Origin of the sequence: Streptomyces sp. NBC_01750, assembly GCF_035918095.1 — a bacterium.
GTDB lineage: Bacteria > Actinomycetota > Actinomycetes > Streptomycetales > Streptomycetaceae > Streptomyces.
The window spans coordinates 3,154,513-3,175,802 of sequence record NZ_CP109137.1 but is presented as its reverse complement, the minus strand read 5'-3'; the positions used below and the strand labels follow the sequence as shown (position 1 = coordinate 3,175,802).

Annotated in this window: 14 protein-coding genes; 1 reads left to right on the top strand and 13 read right to left on the bottom strand. The window is 68.7% G+C overall.

Annotated elements, in window-relative coordinates; all coding sequences use genetic code 11:
• Position 1: 1 nt before the first annotated feature.
• Entirely contained in the window at positions 2–2,413 is a 2,412-nt protein-coding gene (locus tag OG966_RS14220) for a tetratricopeptide repeat protein (protein WP_442806700.1), read from the bottom strand.
• On the opposite strand from OG966_RS14220, the gene OG966_RS40800 reads away from it, so the two are divergent.
• Positions 2,397–2,660 (top strand): hypothetical protein, encoded by a 264-nt coding sequence (locus tag OG966_RS40800; RefSeq protein ID WP_442806699.1) that lies wholly within the window; start codon positions 2,397–2,399, stop codon positions 2,658–2,660. The genes OG966_RS14220 and OG966_RS40800 overlap by 17 nt on opposite strands.
• Positions 2,661–2,700: 40 nt before the next feature.
• On the opposite strand, the gene OG966_RS14215 is transcribed toward OG966_RS40800, so the two are convergent.
• From OG966_RS14215 to OG966_RS14160, 12 genes are all read right to left on the bottom strand, one after another.
• Positions 2,701–4,041, bottom strand: coding sequence for a hypothetical protein (locus tag OG966_RS14215; protein WP_326649971.1), 1,341 nt, complete (start codon positions 4,039–4,041; stop codon positions 2,701–2,703).
• 44 nt (positions 4,042–4,085) lie between these two features.
• Positions 4,086–5,096, bottom strand: a complete 1,011-nt coding sequence (locus OG966_RS14210; protein ID WP_326649970.1) for a glutamate ABC transporter substrate-binding protein — start codon at positions 5,094–5,096, stop codon at positions 4,086–4,088.
• A gap of 11 nt (positions 5,097–5,107) precedes the next feature.
• Positions 5,108–6,499: a hypothetical protein gene (locus tag OG966_RS14205; RefSeq protein ID WP_406732020.1), complete on the bottom strand. Its 1,392-nt coding sequence runs from the start codon at positions 6,497–6,499 to the stop codon at positions 5,108–5,110.
• A gap of 236 nt (positions 6,500–6,735) precedes the next feature.
• Positions 6,736–7,431 (bottom strand): phytanoyl-CoA dioxygenase, encoded by a 696-nt coding sequence (locus OG966_RS14200; protein WP_326649969.1) that lies wholly within the window; start codon positions 7,429–7,431, stop codon positions 6,736–6,738.
• A 143-nt stretch (positions 7,432–7,574) separates the two neighbouring features.
• On the bottom strand, positions 7,575–8,558 hold the full coding sequence (locus OG966_RS14195) for an N-acetylglucosamine kinase (RefSeq protein ID WP_326649968.1): 984 nt from the start codon (positions 8,556–8,558) through the stop codon (positions 7,575–7,577).
• Entirely contained in the window at positions 8,549–9,814 is a 1,266-nt protein-coding gene (locus tag OG966_RS14190; RefSeq protein ID WP_326649967.1) for a 6-phospho-beta-glucosidase, read from the bottom strand. Before OG966_RS14190 ends, OG966_RS14195 begins: the two co-directional genes overlap by 10 nt.
• Before the next feature lie 6 nt (positions 9,815–9,820).
• Positions 9,821–10,717 carry a carbohydrate ABC transporter permease gene (locus tag OG966_RS14185; protein WP_326649966.1) on the bottom strand — a complete coding sequence of 299 codons (897 nt, stop codon included), beginning with the start codon at positions 10,715–10,717 and terminating at the stop codon, positions 9,821–9,823.
• A gap of 5 nt (positions 10,718–10,722) precedes the next feature.
• Positions 10,723–11,604 carry a carbohydrate ABC transporter permease gene (locus tag OG966_RS14180; protein WP_326655198.1) on the bottom strand — a complete coding sequence of 294 codons (882 nt, stop codon included), beginning with the start codon at positions 11,602–11,604 and terminating at the stop codon, positions 10,723–10,725.
• A 126-nt stretch (positions 11,605–11,730) separates the two neighbouring features.
• Positions 11,731–13,068, bottom strand: a complete 1,338-nt coding sequence (locus tag OG966_RS14175) for an ABC transporter substrate-binding protein (protein WP_326649965.1) — start codon at positions 13,066–13,068, stop codon at positions 11,731–11,733.
• A gap of 79 nt (positions 13,069–13,147) precedes the next feature.
• On the bottom strand, positions 13,148–14,350 hold the full coding sequence (locus tag OG966_RS14170; protein WP_326649964.1) for an ROK family transcriptional regulator: 1,203 nt from the start codon (positions 14,348–14,350) through the stop codon (positions 13,148–13,150).
• 241 nt (positions 14,351–14,591) lie between these two features.
• Positions 14,592–16,355 carry a D-glucuronyl C5-epimerase family protein gene (locus OG966_RS14165; protein WP_326649963.1) on the bottom strand — a complete coding sequence of 588 codons (1,764 nt, stop codon included), beginning with the start codon at positions 16,353–16,355 and terminating at the stop codon, positions 14,592–14,594.
• Positions 16,356–16,504: 149 nt separating this feature from the next.
• A complete protein-coding gene (locus tag OG966_RS14160) occupies positions 16,505–20,746 on the bottom strand; it encodes an FG-GAP-like repeat-containing protein (RefSeq protein ID WP_326649962.1) in 4,242 nt (1,413 codons plus the stop codon).
• Positions 20,747–21,290 lie beyond the last annotated feature (544 nt).

Genomic DNA, 21,290 nt, shown 5'->3' with positions numbered 1-21,290 from the left:
ATCACACCCACGTCCGGGGGCGGAAACGGTTCGCCCGTTCCACCAGGTCTATCCGCTCCTCGCCCCGCTGGGCGAGCCGGGCGAGCACCCGGTATGAGCGTTCCAGCCCGAAGCGCAGGCCGCGCTCGTCCAGTTCGCTGCCGAGCAGCACGGTCGGTGCGCTCTGTGCGTTCGGCGCGGTCGGTACGGACGGCGGGGCTCCGGGACTACCGGAGAGTACCCAGTCGAGAGCCGTACCGAGTACTTCTGTCGACAACTGCTCACGGCGTACCGCGTCCAGACCGAAGTCCTTCAGGGCCTCCACCTGCGCCGCGGCCGCCGACAGGTCGTCGATCAGGGGGTCGTGCGCGGCGCGTCGCCGCAGCCTCGCCCGTACGGCCGCGACCCGCGCCGCCGTGTAGTGGATCGACGCCTCGGGTACCGACTCCAAGGTCCGTACGGCTCCGGCCCGGTCGCCCGCCGCGATCTGCACCCGGGCCAGGCCGAACGCGGCGCTGACATAGCTCGGGTCGGTCACCCATACGAGGCGGTAGTACTCCGCGGCGTTGTCCAGCTGGCCGAGCACCTCGGCGCAGACGCCCAGCGCCAGCTTGGGCGCGGGCTCGCCCGGGAACGCGTCGTAGATGGCGTCGAAGGAGAGCGCCGCGACCTCGTTCTCACCGGTCACCAGCGAGGTGAGACCGCGGTACCAGACGACGCGCCAGTCGTCGGGATGCTGGCTCTCCAGGGTCGCCAGTGCTCTGGTGGCGGAGTCCAGTTCGCGCATCTCGAGCCGGGCGCGCAGCTCGCGCAGCCGGGTCTCCGGGGAGCCGGCGGCGGCGGAGTGCAGCGCGGCAATCAGCTCGGCGGGCGCGGAGGCCATGAGACCGGCGAGGAAGCCGGCGTTGGGGTCGTTCGGGTCGACGCGTGGCACCGGCAGCGCGAGCGAGGTCGCCCGGGCGTCGAGCACCGCGAGATGCGGTGCGAGGGACAGGCTCGCGGGCGGTGCGCCGAGGACCTCGCCACGTGGCGCGGGGATCGCGGCGGCCGGCGGCGCGTAGGGGTTGGCGGCGGCTCCCGGGGTTCCGCTCCCCGGGGTTCCGCCGCCATTGCCGGTCTCGTATCCGGCGGCCCAGGGGTGGGCCGCCGAACCAGCGCCCACCGCGGCCGAGCCGGCCACCGCGGCCGAACCGTTCCCGGCGGCCGTCTGCTTGACGCGCCCACGGCCCGAAGGCAGCACCACCCGCGCGCCCAGCTGCGACACATCCCCCGTGAGCTCCGCGAACAACTGCGTGTCCGTGACCCGCAGCTCCGGGCCGAAGAGAGTGGACAGCGAAGGCCGCGGGCGGCCCGTCTGGATCGCCACGACCTCCCGGAGCACGCCCGTCAGCTGCTCCGCCATCTCCGGTGCGGAGGCGAACCGCCGCACCGGATCCGGGTCCGTCGCGCGCACCAGCAGCCGGTAGAAGGACTCGTACGTCCTGAAGACCTGGATGTTCTCCGGGTCGGGCAGGGAGTCCACGAACACATTGGTGTAGCCCTGGAAGTCGAAGGTCAGCACGGCCAGCGTCCGCGCGACCGTGTACAGGTCCGAGGCCACCGACGGGCCGACCTCGGCGACCTCCGGGGCCTGGTAGCCGACCGTGCCGTAGATCGCGGACTCGTCGTCGTCCATCCTGCGGACGGCGCCCATGTCGATGAGCTTGAGCTGGTCCTGCTGCTGGATGGCGTTGTCGACCTTGAAGTCGCAGTACAGCAGGTTTCTGCTGTGCAGGTGCCCGAGCGCCTCCAGCGCCTCGATGCCGTACGCGCACGCCTGCTCGACCGGCAGCGGGTCGCGCTTGCCGTCCGGGCCGCGCCGCTCGTTGGCGATCTCCTTCAGCGACTTTCCGCCGACGTACTCCATGACGATGTAGCCGTCGAGAGAGCCGGTCCGCTGGTCCAGGTGCTCGACGAAGTTGTAGATCCGGACGATGTTGGAGTGCTCGATCTCCGCGAGGAAGCGGCGCTCCGAGATCGCCGCCGCCATGGCGTCCTGGTCGCCCGTGTCCAGCAGGCCCTTCAGCACCACCCAGCGGTCGGACACCGCCCGGTCCACCGCGAGATAGACCCAGCCCAGGCCGCCGTGGGCGAGACAGCCCGCCACTTCGTACTGCCCGTGGACGATGTCGCCCTCGCTCAGCTTCGGCACGAAGGAGTACGGGTGGCCGCACTTGGTGCAGAAGCCTTCCGTGCGGCCGGCGCGCTCGCCGCGGGAGCGTCCCACCGGCGCCCCGCAGTCGGAACGCGAGCAGAACCGCTTCCGCTCCGGAACCTCGGGGTTCTCCATCACGGCCGAGCGCGGATCGGGGCGCGGCACCTCCGGTACGGAGACCAGGCCCGCCCCCAGGCGGTTGCGGCCGGAGGCGCCGCTGTTGGTGCCGGAGCTGCGCACCGAGACCGAACGGGACGAGGTGCTGCTGCCGGAGAGCGAACGCGACAGCCGGCCGGAGACGGAACGGCGCGAGGTCGATGAGCGCGACGAGGCCCGCGAGGAGCGTGAACTGCTCCGTGCGGAGCTGCTGCCCCGGCCGCCGCCCGTGATCCCGGTGGGCTGCGAGGCGACCAACCCGGTGGGCGAGACGACGGGCGCAAGACCGCAGGTGTCGCAGTACAGGTCACCGCTGCCCATGTCCTCGTAGGAGCCCTCACAACCGGGGCGCTGACACTGCTTGATCTCGCTCACGAATCCCCCCTGCGGTCAGTGGGCCCGGACGGACCGGACTGTCTCGGCACCAGTACCTCCGCGGCGGCCTGCTGATAGCGCAGCACCGCCTGCTCGGCGACCCGCAGATCGCACGGTGCGCTCCACAGCATCCGGCGGGCCGCGTCGTACCGCTCGATCAGCAGCGGGTCCTCCGCCATCCCGTGCCTGGCCACCTTCGCCTTGTACGCGTCCAGCCGGCCGCGCAGCTCGGCGCGGACCGCGAGCGGCGCGGTGACCGCGGTCAACGACTCGCGGGCGCGCAGCAGCTCGTCCTCGGCCTCACGTTCCAAGGACTCCAGCAGCGGCGAGAGCCGGTGCCACTGGGAGTACCGGCGGTACTCGGCGGCGGTGGCGAGCCGCTCCTGCAGAACGGTCGGCGGGCCGCTGACCGCCGGCACCTCGGATGCCGCGATCTTCGCCAGCACCTCGCCCCGCGCCGAACGCGCCTCGGTCAGCGTCCGGTCGGCGCGCGAGAGGACATCCCGCAGCCGGAGCAGCCGCTCCTCCGAGTCCTGCCGGACCTGGAGCACCGCCTCGATCTCCCGGCGGATGTCCTCCAGGACCCGCGCCGCCCGGTCGTAGCGTTCGGTGTCGGGCCGGCCGCCGCCCGGGGCCGAACTGCCGGGCGCGGACCGCCAGAAGGCCAGCGGATCGGAGATCACCTGGGCGCGCAGCGTGGACAGCTCATGGGTGATCGACTCCAGCTCGTCGCCGGCCGGATGCTCCCCGGGCCGTACACCGACGGAGTGCGCGAGCGAGCGGGTGCGATGCAGCTCGGCGGAGAGCAGATCTATCCGGGCGGGCAGCGCGGACCACACCGAGTCGGCCGTCACCACCATGTCCAGCGAACTCGCGTACAGCTCGTTCATCCGGGAGACCAGCTCCTCGAGCGTGAACTGCTCGGAGAGTTTGGCGGGTCCGGTGATAGAGGGCGCCGGGTGAGCGGCGGTGCCGGCGATCGTGACACTGCGGCCGCGCAGCCGTTCGGTCAGCTCCACCAGGTCCTCGCGACCGGGCCAGCGCCGCCTTGCGCGCAGCTCACGCGTGTCGTCCAGGGCGCCGGTGTACGCGTCGAAGTACCCCCACAGCAGCGATATCGCCTGCTCGGTGGAGGCCCAGCGGTCCTTGGTGACGCCCGTCAGCCCGGCACCTTCGAGGAGCCTGCGGCCCGCGTGGTCCTGAAGGGCCAGGAGCGACGTCTCGATCGCCTCGTGCTCCGCGCCGAGCCGCGCCAGCGCACGGTCCACCTCGTCCCGGTCCATCACCGGTCCTGGGGGTCCCCCCGCGAAGCTGGGGGAGGGTCCCGCGACGCCCATCGATCACCTCTCCGCTCTTCCTGCAAGGACTAGTCGTTCGTGGGTCAGCCGGTGCGGTACTTGGGCGCTGGTGGCCCGGTTATCCCGGGCAGATCGGCGACCAGCCACTTGTTGTACGCCTCCGTCCAGGGGCCCTTGCGGTAGTCGTCGAGCACCTTGTTGACCCGGCGCACCAGGTCGTTGTTGCCGAGCTTGGTGGCGACGCCGTAGAACTCGGTGGTGAAGGGCTTGCCGCCCTTGAGTTCGACCGCAGGGTCCTGCGCCGCCTGGCCGGCCGCGAGGGCGGCGTCCGTCACGACCGCGTCGACGAGGCCCATCTGGAGCCGGACCAGGCAGTCGAGCTGGTTGGGCACGGTGAACCGGTCCTCGTCCTGCGGCTGCCCGTCGTGCGCGTCCTTGAACGTCGCTCCGAAAGAGTTCTTCTCCAGGGCCTCGTACGCCGTCGAGCCCTCCGCCGAGCAGATCCTCTTCCCCGCGAGCGACGTGTTGTACCCGGTGATGGACGAGCCCTTGGGCGCGAGCACCTGCTGGCCGGTCTGGAAGTACGCGGTGGAGAACGCGACCTGCTTGATCCTGGCGCAGTTGATCGTCATCGTACGGACGACGATGTCCACCGTGCCGTTGTTCAGAGCGGGTATGCGCTGGTTGGTCGGTATGGCGCGGAAGATGACGGCGTCCGGCCTGCCGAGGAGGTCCCGGGCGATGGCCCGGGCGAGGTCGATGTCGAAGCCCTCGAGGCCGCCGCTGGCGGGATTGCGATAGCCCCAGCGGTAGCTGTTCTGGTCGACGCCGACGATCAGCTTGCCCCGCTGCACGATCCTGTCGATGTTCGGCCCGTCGGCGGCCGACGACGGCAGCGAGGCCTCGGGCGTCTCGCAGTCGTCGGCCTTGGCGGGCCGGGTCGAGGCCACGCCCTGACCGGCCAGCGCCGCACCGGCGTTGTCCGCGGCGCCGTGGGACAGCGGCAGCAGGGTGGCTGCGGCGGTCAGGGCGCAGGCAGCGGCCATCCCCGCGACGCCGCCCCAGCCACGGAACCGGGTCCTCGTGTCCGTCATCGCGCCTCCTCTCACCGGTACTCCGAAAGCCTGCGGTTGATGCCGAGAATCGCTCCCGCCGCGCCCAGCACAGCCAGCGCCGCGGCGCCGATCGGCAGCCCGGACAGTGCCCCGCGCCCCGACTCCGCGGACGCCGTGAACTCGCTCTGCTCATGGTCGATCGCCTGGCGCAGCGCCGCGTCCACGGTGTCGAAGGACTGGCCCGTGGAGCCCTTCGCCCCAATGGTCTGCTCCAGGGCGCCTTCGAAGTCGCCGTCGTTGTCGACGTCGCGCGCCTTCTGGTGGCGGGTCCGCCACTCGGCGACGGCCGTGGTGGCGTCCGCGACGGGGTCGCGGCCCTCGGGGTCGTCGGCGAGGTCCTTGGCCCACTTGAGTGTGAGACTGACGGCGTCCATGCGGTTCTTGTAGGTGAACTCGTACTGGTCGTTCTTTCCGTCCGGGGTGAGGACCGCGCCTCGTGCCACCAGTGTCAGGTTCTCGTTGGCGCGGGCCTGCAGCGCGTGCACCCGGGAGGTGTTGAGGGTCTTCAGGGATTCCTGGCCGTGCTCCATTGCGTCCCGCAGCTCGGTGCGGGCCACGGTGTGCCCCACGATCAGCCAGAGGATGACGACCGTCGAGGCCGCTGTGGCGGCGAGCAGCCCGTGGTTGAACATGCGGTTCGTCCGCCGGTAGTTGCGCCGCTGGGCCCAGACGAGCGCGGCCAGCGCCAGCACGCCGAGACCGAGCGAGGCGAACGGCCAGTCGCGCGCGTCGCCGGTGTCCTGGTCGAGCCGCGCCGTCTCCGCCTTGTAGAGCCTGTCGGCGGCGGGCAGCAGCTCGGTCGACATCTTCAGGTTCGCGTACCGCAGATAGGCGCCGCCGAGCGGCAGACCCTGCCGGTTGTTGGCACGGGCGCGCTCGATCAGTCCTGTGTAGCGGGGCAGCTGCTCATTGAGGGTCGCGATCTGGCGGCCGGATTCACTCGAACTGCTGGTATTCGCCGCGGCGTTGACCAGCAGACGGGACGCGGCCGTGATGTCCCTTTCGTACCGCTCGTGGATGACGCGGGGTTCTTCGGCACCCGCGAGGAAGCCATTGGCCGCCGCGGCGTCGGCGTCGGCCAGCGAGCGGTGGATGGACGCGGCGTCCGCGCTCAGCGGCTGGCTGCGGCTCACCACATCGTCGGCCGCGGACGCCCGGTCCGAGATCTCGAACGCGGTCACCACGCCGAACGCCACCACCAGCGCGGCCAACACGGCCCCGATGATCTGCAGCCGGCCGGGCTCGGTCGTCGCAGCCGTACGCAGCCGCTCCTTGCCCTCGGCCCATGCGCCGCGGTGGGCGGGCGGCTGGGCCGGCGGCTGCGCGGGCGCATACGTCGGAGCCGCTTGGGGCGCGGTGCGCACAGTCGGCGGGTATGTCACGTGACCTCCCCCTCGGTCGCTGACGTCGGCCCGCCCCCCGGCGGGTTGGGGGACGACTCCCGGCAGCAGTATGGCCGCAGTGACTGACATTCACAGCACGATTGACTGGATCTTGTTTCTATCGCAGCAATCCAGGATCCCGCCAGGCCATTCTCCCCGCATCCTCCCCACCATGAATACGCTTCAGTGCCTTGATCGGTTCCCGTTGTGCGGGCGGCGGAAGCCGCACCGGAGGTCTAGGCGGAGGCCGGATACAGCGGAGGCTGGGCCATGAACCGTGGCCGCGTACCGTGGTGCGGCTGCGCGGCGTGCACCAGGAAGGGATGGCAGAGATACACATCCCCGGGCCGGCCCGTCGCGCATACCGTCCCGCGGTGCGCGGACGCCGCGTCGATCGCCGGGCCGATCTCCATGATCGAGACGCCTTCCTCCCCGTACGGAGCGAGCAGCGCCGGCATGTCGTGGTGCGAGCCGATCCGGATCCGGGTCGGTGCGTCACTCCCGCCGACCTCGCTGAACAGGAACAGCATCAGCAACGCCCGCCCCTTGGAGCGGTGGTTGGCGTAGTACGTGCTCGCGCCCTCCGGCTGATAGCTGCCCTCGATGTGCCAGCCGGCGTCGTCGGGCTCCTCCTCGTGCGGGAAGCGCAAGGGGAACGACCCGAGTGAGTACCGCGGCTCCCACCGCCCTGGACCGACCAGCCGGTCGAAAGCGTCGAGCAGCACAGGGGTGTTCACGGCCTGTATGAACGGCTCCTGGGCCATGCCCCACACCCAGTGCACGGGCCGGGTCCAGGTCGCCGGATCGCCCGGATCACACCCCGTCTCGGCCCACAGCAGGTCGGCGCACTCCTGTGCCACGGACGCCGGGAAGGCCCCTTCGAGCTTTACGAACCCGTCGGTCTCGAACCGTTCACGCAATGCGTCGCCCATGCCCCCGATCCTGATACCGGGCCCATGGGCGGCGCATCTCGTTTTCCTGCCGCTCCTGCCGCTCCTGCCGCTCCTGCCGCTCCTGCCGCTCTGCAGCCCCCGCCCCCGCCGCCCAGCCCCGCCGCCCCGCAGTCCGGCTCCCGCTACGCGTAGTGGGCGCGCAATCGGGCGCCCGCCTGTGGCGACGCCCCGATGTGGTCGAGTCCCAGCAGAGCGGCGCCCAGCACCGGCGGGGCCGTCACCACCCCGATGACCGCCTTCGGTGCCTTGGCCGCGAGCAGTCTGCCGATGTGCTCGTCCAGTTCCGGGTGCTGGGCCGCGAGGACGCTGCCGCCCAGCAGCACCGGAGCCTCCTCGTCGAGCAGATCGAGCCGGGCGAGCGCCACCGTGGACATGGCGACGACCTCCTCCGCGAGCCGGTGCACCAGCGAGCGGGCGACCGGATCCCCCTCGGCGGCGGTGGCGAAGAGGACCGGGGTCAGTTCATGTCTGCGCGCCGAGGGGATGTGCTCCAGATGCAGCGCCTCGATCAGCGCGTACATGGAGCCCAGGCCGAAGTGCGCGGGCAGCGTGCGGGCCAGGGCCGTCGGCTCGCCGCGGCCGTCCTCCGCCCGCGCCGCGAACCACAGCGCCTCCTCCGCGAGCCCCGAACCGCCGCCCCAGTCCCCGGAGATCTTGCCGATCGCGGGGAAGCGTGCGGTACGGCCGTCCGGCAGCATGCCGACACAGTTGATGCCCGCGCCGCACACCACCGCGACGCCCCGCGGCTCGTCGACGCCCGCGCGCAGTATGGCGAAGGTGTCGTTGCGCACCTCGGTCGTACGGCCCCACTCTCGGGCGTGCAGGGCGGCCGTGAGCTCTCTTTCCTCCACAGGCAGATCGGCGTTGGCGAGACAGGCCGACACATGCTCGACGCCGTCGATGGCGGCGCCGTGGGCGTGTGCCTTCGCCAGTGCCCTGCCGACGGTCGCGCCGAGCACGTCGAGCGCCGCCTCGACGCCGACCTTCGGCGGCTGGAAGCCGGGCCCGCGGGACGACACAAGGACCGAACCGTCGTCGCCGACGAAGGCGACATCGGTCTTGCTGTTTCCCGCGTCGATGGCGAGGACTGCGGCGTTCACGCCCACGCGAGATGCTCCTGGTTGTGCGCGATCAGCTTGTCGGTGAGCGCTTCGGCGTACTCGTACTGGCCGATCAGCGGATGCGACAGCATGGCCTTGAAGACGCGGTCACGGCCGCCGCGCAGGGCGGCCTCCAGCGCCAGGTCCTCGTAAGCGGTGACCTGGGCGATCAACCCCGCGTACAGCGGGTCGACTTCGGGCACAGGCAGCGGTGTCACCCCCTGCGAGCCGACGGCGGCCTGTACCTCGATCACGGCGTCGTCCGGCAGGAAGGACAGCGTGCCGTTGTTGACGGTGTTCACCACCTGGTACGGGCTGCCGCCCGCGCCCAGCAGCGAGGCCGCCAGGTCCACGGCGGCCTCCGAGTAGAAGGCGCCGCCGCGCTTGGCGAGCAGCTCCGGCTTCTGATCGAGCGCCGGGTCGCCATACATTTCGAGCAGCTGCTTCTCCATCTCCGCGACCTCGGCGGCCCGCGAAGGCTTCGTCCTCAGCTCGCGTACGACCTCGTCGTGCGCGTAGAAGTAGCGCAGGTAGTACGAGGGGACGACACCGAGCCGGTCGAGCACCGCACGCGGCAGACGCAGATCGTCGGCGATCGCGTCACCGTGGCCGGCCAGCAGCTTCGGCAGCAGGTCCGCGCCCTCGGGACCGCCGAGCCGCACACCCGTCTCCCACGTCAGGTGGTTGAGGCCCACATGGTTCAGGTGGATGTCGGCCGGGGCGACTTCCAGGAGCGCAGCGAACTTGCGCTGGAAGCCGATGGCGACATTGCACAGACCGACGGCCTTGTGGCCGGCCTGCAGCAGCGCCCTGGTCACAATGCCGACCGGGTTGGTGAAGTCGATGATCCAGGCGTTCGGATTGGTACGGCGTACCCGCTCGGCGATGTCGAGGACGACCGGGACGGTACGCAGCGCCTTGGCGAGGCCGCCCGCGCCCGTCGTCTCCTGGCCGATGCAGCCGCACTCCAGCGGCCAGGTCTCGTCCCGGTTCCGCGCCGCCTGCCCGCCGACGCGCAGCTGCAGCAGCACCGCGTCGGCGCCTGCGACGCCCGCGTCCAGGTCGGAGGTGGTGACGATCTTCCCGTCGTGTCCCTGCCTGGCGAAGATCCGCCGTGCCAGACCGCCGACCAGCTCGAGCCGGCCGGCCGCCGGGTCGATGAGAACCAGTTCACTGATCGGGAGGGTGTCCCTCAACCGGGCGAAGCCGTCGATCAACTCAGGGGTATAGGTGGATCCGCCACCCACGACTGCGAGCTTCATCAGTTCCTAGCCCTTCACTCCGGTCAGTGTGACGCCCTCGACGAATGCCTTCTGGGCGAAGAAGAAGACGAGGATCACGGGGGCCATGACCAGTACGGTCGCGGCCATGGTCAGATTCCAGTCGGTGTGGTGTGCGCCCTTGAAGGACTCCAGGCCGTACGACAGGGTCCACGCGGCCGGGTTCTCCGAGGCGTAGATCTGCGGGCCGAAGTAGTCGTTCCAGGCGTAGAAGAACTGGAAGAGGGCGACGGCGGCGATGCCCGGTCTGGCCATCGGCAGCACCACCTTGATCAGTGTGCGGAACTCACCGCAGCCGTCGACCTTCGCCGAGTCGAGATACTCGTTCGGGATGGTCAGCAGGAACTGGCGCAGCAGGAAGATGGAGAACGCGTCGCCGAACGCCATGGGGATGATCAGCGGCCAGAGCGTTCCGGAGAAGTCGAACTGCTTCGCCCAGAACAGGTACATCGGGATGATGGTCACCTGCTGCGGCAGCATCATCATCGAGATGACGAGCATCAGCGACAGCTGGCGGCCGCGGAAGCGGAACTTGGCCAGGGCGTACGCCACCGGGACCGAGGAGGCGACCGTGAGGACGGTGCCAAGACCCGCGTACAGCAGCGTGTTCTTCCACCAGGTCAGGAATCCCGGGGTGTTCCAGACGTCCGCGTAGTTGCTCCACTCCCAGTTCTGCGGCCAGAGATCGCGGGTGAGCGCCTGCTGGTCGCTCATCACCGATGTCAGGAAGAGGAAGACGAACGGCAGGACGAAGAAGAGCGCGGCCGCGATCCCCAGCGAGTGCACCGCGACCCACTGGAGCAGGGCCTTGCGGCGCGCGGAGCGGGCCGCGGGGGACCGGGAGATCGCCTCGGGGGCCGTGCGGGCGCTCAGGACTTGGGTCATGACGGTCAGTCACCTGCCTGGATCAGGCCGCCACGGCGGCGCATCAGCAGCGCGGTGAAGGCCATGGCGAGAGCGAACAGCACAAGCGCGATCACACAGGCGGAGCCGTAGTCGAAGCGCTGGAAGCCGAGGTCGTAGACGAGCTGCGGGAGGGTCAGCGTGGACTTGTCGGGGTAGCCGGGTTCGAACTGCTGGCCGGAGCCGCCGATGATGCCGGAGGCGACCTTTCCCGCGACGAGGGGCTGTGTGTAGTACTGCATCGTCTGGATCACGCCGGTGACCACGGCGAACATCACGATGGGCATGATGTTGGGCAGGGTCACGAAGCGGAACCGCTGCCGGGCCGAGGCACCGTCCAGCTCCGCCGCCTCGTACTGCTCCTTCGGTACGTCGAGCAGCGCGGCCATGAAGATCACCATCAGATCGCCGATGCCCCACAGAGCGAGCGAGGTGAGGGCGGGCTTCGACCAGGCGGGGTCGGTGAACCAGCCGGGAGTCGGCAGCCCGATCGAGTCGAGGACCGAATTGACCGGTCCCGTACCCGGGTTGAGGAGGAAGACGAAGGCGAGCGTCGCCGCGACCGGCGGGGCCAGGTACGGCAGATAGAACAGCGTCCGGAAGACCCCGGCACCGGTCTTGATCCTGGTGATCAGCAGTCCGATGCCGAGACCGAACACGACCCGGCAGGTGACCATGACCACGACGAGCCAGAGGGTGTTCTGCATGGCCGGCCAGAACAGCCGGTAATCGTTGAAGACGTAGGACCAGTTGTCCAGGCCGTTGAAGGTGGGCGGCCGGATGCCGTCGTACTTCGTGAAGGAGAAGTAGACGGTGGAGATCAGCGGGTAGGCGAAGAAGACGCTGAAGCCGATCAGCCAGGGCGACATGAAGGCCGCCGTCCGAAGCGCCGACCGGCGGCGCTTCGAACGCAGGGTGTGCCGGCCGGTGCTGCCGCTCCCGCTCCTGCCCGTGCTCCTGCCCGTCCTCGTGCTCGTGCTCGTGCTCATGGAGGGCTACTTCGCCTTCGCGATGTCCGTGTCGATCTGCTGGGCGGTCTTCTCCAGACCGGCCTTGAGATCCTTCACGGAGCCCTTCTCGTACTGGTAGCCGAAGTCCTGGAACGTCACCTGGTACGCGCCGCCGTCGGCCTGCGCCGGGGTGGTGTTCGACTTCGGGTGCTGCGCGATCTCGATGAAGGTCTCGAACCCGGGCTCGATCTTCAGCTTCGGCGACTTGAGCGCCTCCAGCGTGGACGGCACGTTGTGGATCGCGTTGGCGAAGGCCACGACCGCGTCGGTGTCCGTGGTCATGTACTTCAGCAGTTCCCAGGCCGCGTTCTGCTTCTGGCTGGTGGCCGCGATGCCCATGATGGTGCCGGAGAGGTAGCCCTTGCCGTAGTCGGCGACCTGGTCGTCGGCGACGGGCAGCGGAGCCGTGCCGATCTCGAACGTGGCGCCCGCCTCCTTGGCCATACCGAGGCGCCACTCGCCGTCGAGCTGCATGGCGACCTGTCCGGTGTGGAAGGGGTGCTTGGCGCCCCACTCGTCACCGAAGGTGTTGCGGTACTTCTCCAGTTTCTGGAAGCCGCCGAGCTTGTCGATCAGGCCCTTCTGGAAGGTGAGCATCTTCGAGAAGGCCGGGTCCTTGGCGACGTTGGACCTGCCGTCGGCGCCGAAGTACGTCGGGCCCCACTGGGAGACGTAGTGCATCGGGGTCGTCTCGTAGCCGTGGTAGGTCGGCATGAAGCCGACCTGCGAGTAGCTGTCGCCCTTGGGCCTGGTCAGCTTCTCGGCGGCCTTCCCGAACTCGCTCCACGTCTTCGGCGGGGCGGTGATCCCGGCGGCCTTGAAGGCGTCCTTGTTGTAGTAGAGCCCGTACGCGTCGTTGAGCAGCGGCAGCGTGCACTGGTTGCCGTCGAACTGCGTGTAGTCGAGCAGCGTCTTCGGGAAGACCTTCGCCGGGTCGATCTTCGACTTGTCCAGGAACGGCTTGAGGTCGACGAAAGAGCCGGAGGTGCAGAACTTGCCGACACTGTCGGTGGTGAACGAGGACACCACGTCGGGCGCCTTGGAGCCGCCGGCCCGCAGCGCCTGCTGGATCTTGGCGTCGGTGATGTTGGCGGTGACCTTCACCTTGATGTTCGGGTGCGCCTTCTCGAACCGGGCGACGTTGTCCTGGATCGCCTTCACCTCGCCGGGCGCGCTCCAGCCGTGCCAGAAGTTGATCGTGACGTCTTTCTCGGGGTCGTCGTTCGCCGCGCTCTCGTTCGACCCCGTACAGGCCGAGGCCAACAGGGATATCGCGGCGGTCGCGGCGAGCGCGGCGGCTGTCCTCCGGGTGCGTGTGGGCATGGCTGTGTCTCCCTGTGGCGGGTAGAGGGGCCTGAGGTCGAACGGGTGGGTGTGGTGGTTTCAGCGGGAGGTGCGGTGGTCAGCGGGAGGTGTCGAAGACTTCGTCCCGCGTGGTGGCCAGGGCGCTCTCCAGCGCCCCTCGCAGGACAGGGTGTTCCCGTACGGAACCGAGTACGAGACGGGGCCGGGAAGCGGCCAGTTCGGTGAGCTCTGCCTGCACACGTTCGCGCAGAGGTTCTCCGCCGGCGGCGATCACCTCGCCGGACAGGACGACAAGTTCGGGGTCGAGCACGGCGACCATGGAGGCGAGACCGGTGGCGAGACCGGTCGCATAGGCGTCGACGAGCTCGCGGTACGGCCCCGACTCGGCACCCGCGGCCCGGGAGACCAGCTCGGTGGCGACCTCGGCGTGCGGACCGTGCGGGACGCCGTCCACACCGAGCTGGCGCGCCAGCCGGGGCAGCGCCTGCGCACCGGCCAACTCCTGGAAGCCGCCGCTGTTCGCCTTGGTCACCTGCCGCACCAGAGGGGTTCCAGGCACCGGCAGGAACCCGACCTCACCGGCCCCACCGGTGAAGCCGCGGTGCAGCCGGCCGCCGATGACGACGGCGGCGCCGAGGCCCTCCTCGTTCCACAGCAGCACAAAGTTCTGATGACCGTGCGCGGCGCCGAGGCGCTGCTCGGCGACCGCGACGAGGTTGACGTCGTTCTCGTACTCGACGGGCATCGGCAGCACCGCGGCCAGCTCGTCGAGGAGGGTGGGGGAGTGCCAGCCGGGCAGATGGGAGGCGTACCGCAGCCGCCCGGTGGACGGGTCGAAGGCGCCGGGTGTGCCGATGACCAGCCGGTGCACGTCGGAGCGGGTGACCCCGGCGGCCTTCACGGCCCCGTCGAGCGCCTCGGTGACCTGGCGTACGACGCTCTCGGCGCGCCGTCCCGGGGTCGGCAGCTCGAACTCGCCGACGGTGGCGCCGGTGATGTCGGCGACGGCGGCGCGGATCCGGTGCGGGGTCACATCGAGCCCGCCGGCGAAGGCGGCCCGCGCGTTGACGGCGTACAGCTGAGCGTTGGGCCCGGGCCGCCCTTCGGTGGTCCCGGTGGCGACGACGAGCCCGGCGGCCTCGAGGCGCGCCAGAAGCTGGGATGCGGTGGGCTTGGAGAGGCCGGTAAGTTTGCCTATCTTCGTACGTGACAGGGGTCCGTGCTCGAGCAGCAGGTCGAGTGCGGCCCGGTCGTTCATGGCGCGGAGTACGCGCGGCGTACCGGGTGTGGTTCCGGCCACGACGGATGCACCTGCCTTTCGACTGCCGACTTCTCGGCTGCACTGTTAGGAAAGTTTCCTAACCAGTGAGAGGAAAGTAAGCCGCACGTCAGCCGGGCGTCAATGGCCGGCGCCTCTGAGGCAACCAAAGTGTTACCTGCCAAGGCGCCGGGCGTGTGCAGTTGTTCGAACTCGTCACCTTCTCGGTTCGGACCTGCTGCGGACCTGCCACAGCCTGCAGCAGGTCCGCTGCTGCGCTGCGTCAGCGCCCGTCGGTGAGCACCTGGGCGGTGGGTGCCCAGTACCCGTTCAGTCCGCCGGCGGTGATCCGGACCATGGGCCTGCCGTTCACGACGGCCCTGCGGTCGAAGGGGGCGTTGGACTCCTTGGCGAACTTCACCGTCTTGGTGGAGCCGGTCGTCCCGTCGGTGCCGAACTCGACGCAGGTGACTTCCACATTGGCGGGGAAGGTCGCGGTGCGCTGCGGGAGGTAGGTGGTGGAGACGTACTCACCGCGCAGGAAGGCCTTCGGGAACGCCTCGCCGATCCACCAGCCCGCGTACGCACCGGCGTTGATGCGGTAGTAGATGCCGCGGCCCATGATGCGGCGGCGTACGTTGACCGGCGCCTGGGTGGCCTTGGAGAAGGTCACCTTCTTCGTGGCCAGCTGCTTGTCTGCCTTCGAGGAGGACCAGCCGAAGCTGTCCGCCGCGCCGAGGGTGTCGAGCTTGTAGAGGGTGTGCGTGCCGGCGGCGATGGCCGCGACGGAGCCCGAGCGCAGGCCGTACGCCGGGAAGTCGTCGATCAGCTGGTCGTGCCGGTTGGCGATGGTGGGGCTGCCGGTCTGCCAGTGCAGCTGCCGCAGCAGGTTGATGTGGTGCTGGTGGTAGGTCGGCGCGGGTATCCGGTGGGTGTCGCAGTAGTACGAGAACCAGCGGGTGTTCCGCAGCCGGGGGAAGTGGTCACGGATCGTGGTGAGCGAACCGTCGTACAGCTGCTCCGCCAGCGGATTGCCGGTTGCCTGGAAGTAGTCCCAGATGCCGAACATGGCGAAGATCATGCCGTTGTAGGTGTAGTCCGAGGTGCCCGGGGCGTTGATCGGATACTCCTGTATCCACAGGTACCCGTTCTTGTCCTTGTTCACCGCCCACGGCTTGGCGTCGTCGGCGCGCAGCAGCGAGGCGAAGGCTCCGTCGGCGGCCGCCTTGTAGAGCGTGCGCTCTTCCTCGCTGATCCCGTCCAACTCGGAGAGTTGCGTGAAGAGGCTGATGGCCTCACCCTGCGCCATGCCTGAGTACCAGGGGGCCGTGTACGTGATACCGCTGTGGGTGTCGTGCTTGTAGTCGAAGGGGTACGGGAAGTACCAGGCCCCCCGAGCCTCCACGCGAGTGTCGATCAGGCGCTGGGCCTGCGCCTTGGCGCGCTCGAGGAAGAGCGCCTTGCGGGCGGCGTCCTTCTCGGTGCGGTAGCCGGCAACGCAGCCGAGCCCGAACTGGCATTGCGTCACTGGCTGGTTGTACCCGGCCTCGGCCCGACTGGGCCGGTACATGATGACGCCCTGTGCGTCGAGGTAGGTGTGCTCTGAGTCCGGAGTGACGTTGACCCAGGTCGTGGGCCGGTCGCGCCAGGGCCGCATGGCTTCGGGCAGATCGGAGGCCATCGTGAACTGAGACGTCTTGAACTCGAACGGCAGGGTTGTCGGTACGGAGTCCTCGACGGCCTTCGGGTTCACCGGCTCATCGGCGTACGGGATTCGCATCCGGGCACTCGGGGGGCTGAGCGTGCCCTCGGCGAGCTGTTCCGGCAACGGCGGCACCGGCATCTCGGCGCCGCCCGGCATCTCGGGCAGACTCAGTACGAGTGAGCGCGGCATGCCCATGTACGGGTCGGGCCCGGCCGGGGCGAAGCTTTCGGCGGCTGCCGCGGTGAAGGTCCCTCCACCCGCGGCGGCAACACCGGCGACGGTTCCGCCGGCCACAAGGATGAAGCGTCTGCGGCCGAGTTCGGCACGCCTCTTTCCAGCCATGACTGATATCCCCCAAAGGTAGAACATGCCAAGAACGACGGGTCGCATGTGATTCGTGCTGGCTGAATAGTCAACGTCAGGGGCCGACGGGCCCCGAGCGCGCCTGATTCCGGCAGCCGCCTGGCTGCCGGAATCAGGGCGCGTTGGTGTCAGTTGTAGGGCTTGAAGAACCTGGTGGAGGCGTACACCCACTGGGTGGCGAGGGCGGTGTAGCCGGCCAGCCCACCGTTGAACAGGGCGTCGGGCCTGGCGGTCCAGGTCCATGTCTTCACGGACCCGTCCGACAGATGGTGCATGGCGCCGATGTCGTCGCGGCCGTCACCGTTGTAGTCACCGATGACGAGCTGGCTGCGTTTGATGTCCCAGTTGCCGGCAGCGCTGGCAAGGGTGACAAAGGCGGAGCCGAACTGGTTCTTGCCGTCCACCGTGGTGGAGAGAATGGTGGAGACCTTGTCGCTGCCGTCGGGGTAGTCGTACCAGATCATGGCGTCATCGCGGCCGTCGCCGTTGAAGTCTCCGGCGTGCGGCGTGGAGCGATTCCAGTCGAGGGCAGCGCTCTCCCACCACACCTCCGGTGCCGCAAAGCCTCCAGCCGGCGTGGTGCGGAAGGCGTAGGTCTTCACCGAGTTGTCTCCCTGGCCGTAGAAGACGCCGAGGTCGTCGCGGCCGTCGGCGTTGAAGTCGCCGGTCACGAACTTGGTGCGGGCCCGGGACCAAGTGCCGCTGGGAGCGGACCAGGTGTCGAAGGGCGCATTGAACTTGCCCGTGACGGCGGCGGTGAATGTCCACAGCTTGGTGGTGCCGTCCGGGTAGGCGTACCAGACCGCGATGTCGTCGCGGCCGTCGCCGTTGAAGTCACCCGCCTGCGGCGTCATATAGCTGGTGTGCATCCGGCCGGGCGGGGAACTCCAGGATTCGAAGGGCGTGTTGAAGCCGCCGTCGGCCTTACCGAAGGCGGTCCACAGCTTGATGCTGGTGTCGCTGTACCCGTACAGCGCCGCCAGGTCACCGCGGCCGTCGCCGTTGAAGTCGCCGGTCACGAACTTCATGCTGTTCGCGTCCCACGCCCCGATCGCCGCCGTGAAGGATTTCAACGGGTCCTTGAACGACCCGTCCGAGTTGGTGAGCAGCGTGTAGGTGGCGTCGCTTCCCGCGCTGAAGTCGTACCAGAGCCCCATGTCGCTGCGGCCGTCGGCGTTGTAATCGTGCCGGGTTACGGTCCCGCTGGACCACAGGGACTGGCCCTTGGCGTTGTAGACGATCAGGTTGCCGCGGTCCTGGAGGAGGGCGTAGCCGTCGGCTGCGCTGGTCTTGGACTCCCACAGCACAGTGCTGCCGTCGGCCTTGTAGACCACGAGGTTGCCGTTGGACTGCATGACGGCCTTCGCCCCGGTGTTGCCGGAGGTTCCGGTGGACCACAGCGGCTTGCCGGCGTTGGAGGTGACTTCCAGGTTGCCGTCGTCCTTCATGGTGAGCTTGGCCGAGCGGGAGGTGTACGACTGGCCAGCGGTCAGCGTGGTTCCGGCCGGGATTCGGGCGCCGCCCGAAGCGCCGTCGACCGCGAAGTAGGGGCCGAACGAGAAGACCGTGTCGGTGACCTTGCCGGGCCAACCGATCATGGTGTTGTCGGTCTTACGGGCCCACAGGTCTGCGATGCCGTCGCCGGTGACGTCGCCCACGGAGCCCATGGCCGGGAACACGGCGGCGGGGTATCCGGAGCCGATCTTCACCCGACTGCTCGTGTTGCCCCAGGTGGTGGGGTCGAGCCGGCCGTCGGGGCCCTTCTTGCCGTACGAGCGCAGGATGTCGCCGGTGGCGTTGTCGCGCAGCCACAGGTCGGCGATGGTGTCGCCGTTGAGGTCGCCAGGGGCGATGACGCTGAACTTGTCCCAGTCTCCGCCGCCCACGAGGACGGGTTCGCGAATGGTGTCGAGGGTGTAGCCGGCGCGGTTGCCGTAGTACGCCCACAACTGCTTCCCCTGCTTGACCAGCACGTCGGGCTGGGTATCGCCATTGAGGTCGCCGGGGGTGACGATCTGTTCGGCGTTGTGCCAGTGGTCGTCGCCGGTCCATTCGTCGCCGTAGTCGCAGCCGGTCTCCGGGTCCTTCACGGGGCAGGCGACGGTGAGCTGGGTGTATTCGTCGCGGATGACTCCGGTGCCGTTGTTGGGGTACGTCCAGAGCTTCTTGGTCTTGTCGATGCCGTCGTACTCGAGGGAGACGAGGTCGTTGTAGCCGTCCTGGCCCCAGTCGCCGCGGGAGTCGACCTGATTTCCTTCGAAGGACTTGCCGCCGTTGGTGGCTGAGGCAAAGTCACCGTTGCCCTGGCCGGCGTAAGTCAGCAGAGTGCCGTTGGAGTCGACGCTCCAGATGTCACTGATGGTGTCGCCGTTGAGGTCGGTCGGTCCGTCACGGTCCAGTGAGCGGCCGGCGTAGTAGATGTAGGTGGCGGTATCCGACCGGTTGCCCGCCTTGTCGACGCTGAAGGCATAGACGAAGTGCGGACCGTAACTCGGTGGCTTGAAGGTGTCAGTGGCGGTACCCCCTGCAGCGACGGTGATGTGGTTCACCTGGGGGTTGAAGTCCGTGTACCAGCCGTATTCGACGGCGTCGGTGACGCCGTTGGGAGTGAAGGTGAAACTGCCGGGAGTGCGGGCCTTGCCGGTGGTGGCCGGCCAGCCGTTCTCACCGTTGGGGAACTCCACGGAACTGATGACCGGGGGCTGGCTGGGCCGGGTCCGGTCGACAGAGAACTTGCATGTGGCGGACCACGCGGAGTAGGCGCCGTCCTGGTCCTTCGCGCGGACCTTCCAGGTATAGCTGTCGGTGGGCAGGTCGCTGTCGGGGACCACGTACGTGGCGACCTTGCCCTTGGCGGCCGGGATGGACTTTGTCACCGTTGGCGTGGTGGCGCCGGTCTTGAAGATCTGGAATTCGGCACTCAGATTGCCGGCGTCCTTGTCATCGATCTTCGCGTAGACGCTCACGCGGGTGTTGCCGATTGCCCCGCCGGTCTTGCAGTCGCTCTTCGGGTTGGTGCCCAGGCCGCTGGGCGTCTTGGGCGGGTTGTTGTATGTGGTCTCCAGGACCGCGGTCTTGGCGTCGAACTTCTTCCAGCCGAACGTGTCGGTCTCATCGGAGGCGTACAGGCCGAGGTTGAGGCTGGACCAGTTCTTCGACGCGGCCTCGCGGACCTTGGCGGTGGCGTCGAACTCGAGATTGCCTGCGGCGCAGTCCTTGCTCCAGCCCTTGGCGTCGTCGACGGTGTAGAGCCTGGAGTACTTGGCGGGCTGCTTGTTCCAGGTGGTCTTGGAGGAAATTGCGCCGACGTGCCACAGCTCCACGGGCCGGTCCTGGCACGACCAGGACCAGGTGTTCTTGATCCGGAAGGTAGAGGTCTTGACCTGGGCGCCCTTGATGTTGGACGTGTCCAGCTGGAAGAAGGACCGGGACAGGCCGTTGGTCTCGTTCTCGTAGCCGACCCGGACGACCTCCTTGGTGTTCCAGAAGGAGGTGTTGGGGTACTTCTTGTAGACGCGGGTCCAGTTCTGCCGCTTGCCCCAGGCCCAGGAGGGGTCGATGAAGACCGGGTACTTGGTGTCTGCACCGGTGAGCAGCGCCTGGTCGGGCTTGATCTCCAGCGTGTCACCGGAAACGGTGGTGGGCATCTGGGCGTCCTGCGCACCCGGCGCGGGCTCGAAGGCGTCCGTGGGCGTCTCCCCCTCGCCCGCGGTCAGAGCGGTCCGTGCCGCCGGAGCGGCACCACCTGAGGTAATGGAGGTGGAGTCCCACATCAGCGGGGAGGGGCTGGTGAACACGGTCTCGCCAGCCGGGTTGACGGCGGTGACACTGCCGGTCTCCGCATCCGTGGACACGGACACGCCGACGGTGTCCAACTTGTACTTCAGCGAGGTGAGTTCGGGGTTCGCGGCGGCCTGGGCGGTCTTGACCACCAGCAGCTGGGAGAAGCCCTCGACCTCGGCCTTCAGCTGCAGGTCCACCCCGGGCAGCACGTCGGCATAGGTGGCCACGTTCTCGCTCAGCGTGGGCTTGGGAAGCGGCTTCGGCCACGAAAGGGAAAGCGTCCGGCCGTCCTTGACGCCGGACAGCAACGGCCCGCTTCCACCACCGGAGAACGCCACCGACACGGTGGACGCCTTCGGCACCACGGTGCCGTCGGTGGCGAACGCCAGCGTCGGGTCGGTGGCGATCCACGCTCCGCCCCGCAGCATCCGCACCGGCGTGCCGTACCGCTTGACCGACCACGTTCCGTCGGGCAGGGCCCACGTGTCGGTGGACTCGGTGCGGGCCGAGGTCAGCTCGAAGGGCTGGCTGGTGGCTGCGGCCTGTTCGAGTGCGTAGTCCTCCTCGCTCTTCGAGCCGTCCGCCACTGGATCCGCGGATACGGCCGAAGTGGCCCGAACAGGCGCAGCGGAGGCAGGCGATACCACCAATACGGAAGCTGCAATTCCGCCCACCAAAGCAACTGATATCGCGCGCGTCAGCCACGGTCTTCCGGGCAAGCCGTCACTTGTTGACGTATGCACCGCACCATCCTTTGTGTGTCAGGTATTCGCGGCGACTCTATATATGTGCAGGGGGGCAAGGGGAATCCATTTGGAGTCCGGCGTGGCGGTTGCCCCGCATTTCGGTATCTAGGTGATCTTGCCGTGAGTGGGGTGTTCATGCCGATTTGCGGGACGGCCGTGACCTGCCACTCTGTGGTGACCCAGGCGTGATGCTGGACAGTTGTCGAGCGTGCCCTATCCAAGCCCTTTCTGTGGTTCGCGGGGCTCCTGAAGAAAGTTGCCCCCTTCATAGTTTCCCCCTGCTAGCCTTCGGCGGTCTTTTTGGATTTGCTCAAGGGGTGGGGCGTGAGTCGTTTCGGCATGCGTGGACTGGCGGCAGCTTTGGCTGCAGCGGTCATGGTGGGGG